Origin of the sequence: Olsenella sp. oral taxon 809 str. F0356 (genome assembly GCF_000233535.1) — a bacterium.
GTDB classification, from domain to species: domain Bacteria; phylum Actinomycetota; class Coriobacteriia; order Coriobacteriales; family Atopobiaceae; genus Olsenella_I; species Olsenella_I phocaeensis.
Genome location: NZ_JH376563.1, coordinates 1762963 through 1770318, shown reverse-complemented (window position 1 = coordinate 1770318; position 7356 = coordinate 1762963). Strand labels below are relative to the sequence as shown.

The following is a 7356-nucleotide window of genomic DNA, read 5'->3' as shown; positions in this document are numbered from 1 at the left end:
CCCGACGCTCGTCGCGCCCTCCGCGCTCGAAGCCGCCACGACCATAGCCGCCGCGCCCTCCGCGCTCGTCTCGCCCGCGCCCAAAGCCGCCGCGGCGGTCGTCGTGGCGCTCGCGCCTGGCGTTGGGGTCGAAGCCCAATGCACGGAGCTTCTCCTCCAAGGAGGCGATCACGGTGTCAACGTGGGCTTCGAACTGGGCGCGCTCCTCGGCGGAGAGGCAGGAGAAGACGTCCTCGTCGGGGTCCATGTCGTCCTCGGCGGGGGCGGCGGACGCGCCCTCCTCAGTCAGACGCACCATGGTGACGCGCCCGTCCTCCTCGGACTTGGCACGGGTGACGAAGCCCTTCTCCTCCAGCTTGGCGAGCAGCTCCGAGAGCGACTGCTGGCGCATGTCGAGCAGGAACGAGAGCTCCTTCTGGCTGGTCTCGGGCTTGGCCTTGAGCAGCGCGAGCACGCGTCCCTGGCCGCGCAGCGGGTCGCCGAAGCCGCCGTGGGCCTCGGTCTGGAGCTTGGTGTAGCGATAGAGCAGGTTGCCCATGCGTCCGGCCTTGTGGGCGAGCGAGATCTCCTCGTGGGCCTTGGGGCTCGTGGCCTCGGCCTTCTCGCCCGCGACCTCCTCGGTCTGGTCTGCCTGGGTCTGGGTGTCGTTCTCTTCGGTCATGCGAATCCCTCCGTCGGCGCCTGGCGTCCCGCACGGTCCTTCCGTGCGTCTTTCGAATGTCAGGTACCTGTGTAACTGTCTACGACGATAGCAGTGCGGAGTTGGATTGCGACGCTCGACCTCGTTGGGAGGCGCATCTACACCGCTCCTCCACATAAGACAGGTACCTGTGTAATTTGTTCGCTTTCCTGTGGATGCGACGACCGCCGGAGCCGCGCGCCCCTTGATTCACCACCCTCGTCCCACCTCCCCCTCGCGAGTGCGCAAACTTAAAGCACTCAATTGCGCACTCGACAGCCGCGTCACGATGTCTGTGCAGGAAGGAGAGAGAAACCGTCTCACGAGTGCGCAAGTTGAAACCTTCAGCTTGTACACTCGAGCGAAAAGGGGGAAGAGGGGAGAGGGTCCTCCTACGACGAGGAAGGGGAGCTTTTCATGGCAGACGAGGTGCAGGACACGAGCGTGCAGGACACGAGCGTGCAGGACACGAGCGTGCAGGACGATCCGGTGGCACTCTTCGGGCTCAGCATCGCCCACGTGGGCGTGAACGCGGCTACGGACGAGGAGGCGGAGCAGATCGCGGGCCTCTTCCAGACCCTCATGGGGCTGCCGCGCAACGTCCAGGCCCCCATCTCGCTCTTCTCGGGCAGCCTGGTCGAGATAATGCGCCCCCAGGCCCCGCGCGGGGAGAAGGGCCACATCGGCTTCCATGTCGACGACCTGCCTGCGGCGGAGCGCTGGTTCGAGGCGCGCGGGTTCAGGCTCAACCAGGCGTCGCGCGTGCTCAGGCCTGATGGCAGCACCCAGCTGATCTACTTCGAGCGGCAGATCGCGGGCTTCGCCATCCATCTCTGCTCGTAGGCGCGACGCTCGCGGCGTCACCGCGCCTGACATATGTGTCGTTCGACGTCGAGCCGCGCTGCGCGTGCGGGGCTGCGCATGAGTCGAACGAGCACGTCGAACGCGTGCGTAAAATCCACGAATACGTCGAACGCGTCTGAAGCGTTCGCGTTTGCCCAGTTGCCGACTGCGCCAAAGACGCGTCGGACGCTTTCGGCGAATCTTGGCGCGCGTCGGACGCTATCAAGAAGAATACGCGCGTATCGGGCGTTGTCGAGACGAGCCTCCGAGTGCGTCGGACGCTGCGGACGAACCCGGGCACGCGTTGGACGTAGTGGGCGCGCCTGGCCTGCAGTCGTCGGCGAGCCATTCTGTTCCTGCGATGTGCGCGCCGGCAGGAGACGTCGCCCCCGCCAGTCCATCTCGTATACTGGGAGGTCACGTGTAGGCGGGCATCCGGAGGAACGCGCTTGATCGCACTCGCTGACAAGATCTCGAAGTCATTCGGCGGCCGGGTCCTGTACTCGGCCGCTACGCTGCAGCTCAATGCCGGCGAGCGTTGGGGCCTGGTGGGTCCCAACGGCGCCGGGAAGACCACGCTGCTCAAGATAATCATGGGCCAGGAGTCCGCCGACGAGGGCACGGTGAGCTTCGCGCGCGACTGCAGCATCGGCTACCTGGAGCAGGAGACCCATCTGGCGGGCGAGAAGAGCGCCCTCGCCGAGGTCGTCGACTCCGCCCACGAGCTCAAGGAGCTCGAGCGCCGCATATCCCAGATGGAGCACCAGATCTCGTCCATGCCCACCGGGCCCGAGCAGGACGGCCTCCTCGAGCGCTACGGCGCGGCGCAGGACCGCTTCGAGCGGCTGGGCGGCTACGAGCTCGAGGCGCGCGCCCGGCAGATCCTGGGCGGCCTGGGGTTTCCCATCGAGGACTTCGACAAGCCTTCGCGCGACTTCTCGGGCGGCTGGCAGATGCGCATCGCCCTCTCAAAGCTCCTCCTCCGCCATCCCGACCTCCTGCTCCTGGACGAGCCCACCAACCACCTCGACCTCGAGAGCGTCAAGTGGCTTGAGTCCTTCCTGAGCTCCTATGACGGCGCCGTGCTCCTGGTGAGCCACGACCGTGCCTTCATGGACTCCTGCGTGAGCCACGTCGCCGCGCTCGAGAACAAGCGCCTGATCACCTACGTGGGCAACTACTCCGGCTACCTGCGCCAGCGCGAGGACAACCTGGAGCAGCTCCGCGCCAAGCGCGCCGCCCAGGAGCGCGACATCAACCACATGCAGGTCTTCGTGGACAAGTTCCGCTACAAGCCCACCAAGGCCAAGCAGGTCCAGGAGCGCATTCGGCGCATCGAGCAGATCCAGTCCGAGCTCGTGGTGCTGCCCGAGTCGTCGAAGAAGGTCCGCTTCCGCTTCCCGGAGCCCCCGCGCACGGGCGACATGGTGATCAGCCTCGAGGGCGTGGCGAAGAGCTACGGGGAGAACCACGTCTACGAGGGCGTCGACCTCAAGCTCTACCGCGGCGACCATGCGGTCCTCGTGGGCCCCAACGGTGCGGGCAAGTCCACGCTCGTGAAGATCGTCAACGGCCACGAGGAGCCCAGTCGTGGCACGGTCGAGCTGGGGCAGAACGTGACCCAGACCTACTACGCCCAGCACCAGCTCGAGACCCTGCACGAGGGCCTGACCGTCATGCAGGAGATGGACGAGGCTGCCCCCGGCTGGACGAGCTCGGAGGAGCGCCGGCTCCTGGGCGCCTTCCTCTTCCATGGCGACGACGTGGACAAGCGCGTCGGCGTGCTCTCGGGCGGGGAGCGGGCGCGCCTCGCGCTGGCCAGGATGCTCGTCTCGCCGGACCCCCTGCTCTGCCTGGACGAGCCCACCAACCACCTGGACATCGACTCGGTGGACGTGCTCGAGCAGGCGCTCGTCGACTTCCCGGGCACCATCATGCTCATCAGCCACGACGAGCACCTCGTGCGTGCCGTGGCGAACAAGGTCATCGAGGTGCGCGACCACAAGGTGACCCTCTATGACGGGGACTACGACTACTACCTCTTCAAGCGCGCCGAGCTCGAGGCCCGGGAGGCCGAGGCGTCCGGACAGCAGGCGCCACAGCCCGCCCGTGCGACGGCGAGCCAGGAGGAGCCCGTGACCCAGGGCCGTAACGTGAAGACCAAGGAGCAGCGCCGCGCGGAGGCGGAGGCGCGCAACGCCGCGAACCGCGCCCTCAAGGGCGAGAGGCGCCGCCTGAGGCAGGTCGAGTCCGCCCTCGAGCCCGCACGCAAGCGCTATGCGGAGCTGATGGAGCTCATGGCCTCGGAGGAGCTCTATGCCGACGCAGACCGCTTCGACACGTGCATGGCGGAGTACAACGCGCTCTCGAAGAAGATCCCCTCGCTCGAGGAGGAGTGGCTCGAGCTCACGGAGAAGATAGAGGAGGCCCTCAATGCCTAGCGACGTCCCGGGTGGTGGCTGGGAGGGGCGCACGGCGGCCTCTCCCCGGCAGGAGTTTTCACAGGCGGGCGCCCACGTGCCTTCCGACGCCTACGTGGCGGCCGACGATCCGCGCCCCTGGCAGGCGGCGGAGCCTGCGACCAGGCGCCTTGACCGTTCCGCGCGTCAGGCAGGCGAGAGTCCCGAGCGCACGCTGCTGAGGCCTGCGGCCCAGGTGCCGCGTGCACAGCCGGCCCCGGTGCAGAGGCCCTACGTGCCAGCGCCTCGTGCCGCGGTGCCGAGCCCTCGCCGCGAGGCCTTCTCGCCCGAGCCCGCCCGCCGCCATGGGGGCTTCCTGTCCTCGCTGGGAGGGCTCCTCGCCCGTCTCGCCCTGTGGCTCCTCGCCCTCGCCTGCAGGCTCGCGGCGCTTGGCCTCTCGGCCCTCGTGGTCGCGGACGCCGTGGTCGTGGGATCGCACCGCGTCCAGCTCCTCGAGCTCACGGCACGCGTCTCGCAGCTCCTGCCCCGTGCCCTCTCGGGCGCCCTGCTCTTCGAGACGCCGCTCGGCGGGGTCCTGAGGCTCGACTTCGCCATCGCGGCCCTCGCGCTCTTCGTGCTCGACTGGCTCCTGTCCCGGGCATCCCGGCGCTAGGGGGCGGACGTGGACCTCAGCCTCATGAGCGTCGTCGGGACGCTCGTCAGCGTCGGCGTGGCCGTCCTCTCGCTCGTCCTGCACGAGCTCGCTCACGCCTGGGCCGCCCTCATGCTGGGCGACCCCACGGCGAAGGAGCAGGGACGGCTCACCCTCAACCCCGCGGCGCACCTCGACCCCTTCGGGTCGGTCCTCCTGCCCGTCCTCATGGCGCTCGCCCAGGGGCCGGTCTTCGGCTACGCCCGTCCCGTGCCCTTCGACCCACGCCGCCTGCGTCATCCCGCCCGTGACGAGGCGCTGGTCGCCCTAGCGGGCCCGGCCTGCAACCTCCTCCAGGCGGTCGTGGCCGGTCTCGCCTTCCAGGCCCTCGCGGGCTTCTGGGACGGAGGGTACGGCCTGGCGTACTGGCTGTTGCGCGTCACCTCGTCCTGGTGCTACGTCAACTGCTCCCTTGCCTTCTTCAACCTCATCCCCCTGCCGCCCCTCGACGGTTCCAAGCTCCTCTCGCCCTTCCTCAGGGGAGAGGGATGCCGCATATACCAGCAGGTGCAGGCCTACTCCATGCCCATCCTGCTCGTCGTCCTCTACGTCCTGCCGGGCCTGCTGGGCTTCGACCCCCTGAGCTCCTACCTCAGGGCCACCGCCATCCGCCTGGCCGGCCACCTCCTGGGGGCCTAGCATGTCGTACCGCGTGAGGACCCAGGTCTACTCGGGGCCCTTCGACCTGCTCCTCCAGCTCGTGAGCAGGCAGAAGGTGGCCATCGGCTCCATATCCATCGCCGAGGTGGCCGACCAGTACCTCGAGGAGGTCCGCTCCATGGGGGAGCTGGACCTGGACGTGGCGAGCGACTTCGTTCTCGTGGCGTCGACCCTCCTCGACATGAAGGCCGCGTCTCTGGTGCCCGACCACTCCGTGCCGTCGCGGCGGGACGACGATGCGGACGACGACGAGTTCGCGGACCTCTCGCCCGAGGAGGTGCGCGAGGTCCTCATCGCCCGGCTCATCGCCTACAAGCAGTTCAGGAACGCCGGCATGGCCCTGGGGAACCGCATGGAGGCGGAGGGCCTCATGCTCGCGCGCACGGCCGGCCCCGACCCGGAGTTCATGGGCCTCATGCCCGACTACCTCAAGGGCATCACCCTGCGCTCGCTCGCCGTGATCTGCGCCGACCTCGACAGCAGGCGCGAGGGCTTCCTGCTCGAGGCGGAGCACGTCGCCCCCAAGCGCCTGCCCATCGCCCTCACCGTGGCGTCGGTCGACCGCCTCACCCGCGCCCGTCCGCTCGTGACCTTCTCCGAGCTCGTGGACGGTGACTGGAGGCCCGAGGCGGTCGTCGCGACCTTCCTGGCCATCCTCGAGCTCAGCAAGCGCGGCGCCGTGACGCTCAGCCAGTCGCGGACCTTCGGGGAGATCGACGTGGCACGCGTGGAGGGCGCACCGGCCTTCGAGCTGGACGAGTCCGAACTGACCAGCATTGAGGAGGAACTCCAATGAGCGAGCTCGAACGACTTTCCACCGGCTCCCTCAGGGGCCAGCTCGAGGCGCTGCTCCTGGTCTCGACCGACGCCGTCCCGGCGACCGACCTCGCGAAGGCGCTGGGGGTCGCCCCGGGCGAGGCGGCGTCCGCCCTCGCTGAGCTTGCGGCGGAGTACTCCGACGCCAACCGCGGCTTCCAGCTGCGCGAGGTCGCGGGCGGCTGGAGGCTCTTCACCCACCCCGCCTACCACGAGCAGGTGGAGGGCTACGTGCTCTCGTGGGACATGCGTCGTCTCTCGCAGGCGGCCCTCGAGACCCTCGCCGTGATCGCGTACCACCAGCCCGTCACGCGCGAGGGCGTGAAGGCCGTGCGCGGCGTCAACTCGGACGGCGTCATCGGCTCCCTCAAGGAGAAGGGCCTCGTCCGCGAGGTGGGGCACGAGTCGGGTCGCTCCGGCGCCCTCCTCTACGGCACGACCCGCCGCTTCCTGGAGCAGTTCGGCCTCAGGTCCCTGCGCGACCTGCCGCCGCTCGAGGACTTCGCGCCCGACGAGGAGTCGCGCCAGTTCATCCGTGAGCGCCTGAGCGGCCGGGCCATCTCGTCCACCCTGGAGGAGACCTCGGAGGACATGGAGCAGGAGCGGGAGCTCCTGGGTGACGGCTACGACGGGGACGCCCCGGAGGTCCTCGTTGCCCTCGCGGACGGGGGAGAGGCCCCCCTCGCCCAGGCCGGCGGCGTGGCCGCCGCGACGGTCGTCCCGAGCGGCGAGGCGGAAGCCGCGGGCACAGTGGTCGGGGAGGCGTCCTGTGATGTCGAATAGGGGCGAGGGGGACGCGCGCGCCAAGCGGGCCTTTCCCGAGGGCGCGCCGCACACCATGCGTTTGCAGCGCTTCCTCGCCCGTGCGGGCGTCGCGAGTCGGCGCGGCTCCGAGGACCTCATGTGCGCCGGGCGCGTGAGCGTGAACGGCCAGGTGGTGAGCGAGCTGGGCAGCAAGGTCGACGTCGACGCGGACGAGGTGCGCGTGGACGGCCGCCTCGTGCGCCTGGCCGACGGGCACGCCTACGTCATGCTCTACAAGCCCGCGGGCTACCTCACCACCATGAGGGACCCCCAGGGCCGTCCCTGCGTGGCGAGTCTCGTGCCCACGGACCGCCATCCCGGTCTCTTCCCGGTGGGCCGGCTCGACGGTGACACCACGGGCCTCCTGCTCTTCACCACCAACGGCGACGTGGCGAACGGCATGCTCCACCCCTCCCGCCACGTCTGGAAGCACTACGTCGCCT

Annotated in this window: 8 protein-coding genes; 7 read left to right on the top strand and 1 reads right to left on the bottom strand. The window is 69.2% G+C overall.

Features of this window, described 5'->3' with window-relative positions:
- The coding region (locus tag HMPREF1008_RS09995) for a MarR family winged helix-turn-helix transcriptional regulator (protein WP_009279363.1) at nucleotides 1-661 on the bottom strand (661 nt) is incomplete at its 3' end.
- Nucleotides 662-1096: 435 nt separating this feature from the next.
- Here HMPREF1008_RS09995 and HMPREF1008_RS08025 point away from each other — a divergent pair.
- The 7 genes from HMPREF1008_RS08025 to HMPREF1008_RS10305 all read left to right on the top strand — a co-directional run.
- Nucleotides 1097-1522 (top strand): VOC family protein, encoded by a 426-nt coding sequence (locus HMPREF1008_RS08025; RefSeq protein ID WP_009279362.1) that lies wholly within the window; start codon nucleotides 1097-1099, stop codon nucleotides 1520-1522.
- A 449-nt stretch (nucleotides 1523-1971) separates the two neighbouring features.
- Nucleotides 1972-3963, top strand: coding sequence for a ribosomal protection-like ABC-F family protein (gene abc-f, locus HMPREF1008_RS08020; protein ID WP_009279361.1), 1992 nt, complete (start codon nucleotides 1972-1974; stop codon nucleotides 3961-3963).
- Nucleotides 3956-4594, top strand: coding sequence for a hypothetical protein (locus HMPREF1008_RS09990; RefSeq protein ID WP_009279360.1), 639 nt, complete (start codon nucleotides 3956-3958; stop codon nucleotides 4592-4594). The genes abc-f and HMPREF1008_RS09990 overlap by 8 nt, the downstream gene beginning before the upstream one ends.
- 9 nt (nucleotides 4595-4603) lie before the next feature.
- Entirely contained in the window at nucleotides 4604-5272 is a 669-nt protein-coding gene (locus HMPREF1008_RS08010; protein ID WP_232202854.1) for a site-2 protease family protein, read from the top strand.
- 1 nt (nucleotide 5273) lies between these two features.
- On the top strand, nucleotides 5274-6089 hold the full coding sequence (locus tag HMPREF1008_RS08005) for a ScpA family protein (protein ID WP_009279358.1): 816 nt from the start codon (nucleotides 5274-5276) through the stop codon (nucleotides 6087-6089).
- Complete coding sequence (scpB, locus tag HMPREF1008_RS08000) at nucleotides 6086-6892, top strand: SMC-Scp complex subunit ScpB (protein ID WP_009279357.1); 807 nt, start codon at nucleotides 6086-6088, stop codon at nucleotides 6890-6892. The genes HMPREF1008_RS08005 and scpB overlap by 4 nt, the downstream gene beginning before the upstream one ends.
- A 55-nt stretch (nucleotides 6893-6947) precedes the next feature.
- Nucleotides 6948-7356: pseudouridine synthase (locus HMPREF1008_RS10305; RefSeq protein WP_040656779.1), on the top strand; the 409-nt coding region annotated here is incomplete at its 3' end.

Excerpts from the sequence above, each read along its gene's own strand:
- scpB (WP_009279357.1), top strand. The coding sequence starts at position 6,086 with ATGAGCGAGCTCGAACGACTTTCCACCGGCTCCCTCAGGGGCCAGCTC.
- HMPREF1008_RS09990 (WP_009279360.1), top strand. The coding sequence starts at position 3,956 with ATGCCTAGCGACGTCCCGGGTGGTGGCTGGGAGGGGCGCACGGCGGCC.
- HMPREF1008_RS08005 (WP_009279358.1), top strand. The coding sequence starts at position 5,274 with ATGTCGTACCGCGTGAGGACCCAGGTCTACTCGGGGCCCTTCGACCTG.
- HMPREF1008_RS08025 (WP_009279362.1), top strand. The coding sequence starts at position 1,097 with ATGGCAGACGAGGTGCAGGACACGAGCGTGCAGGACACGAGCGTGCAG.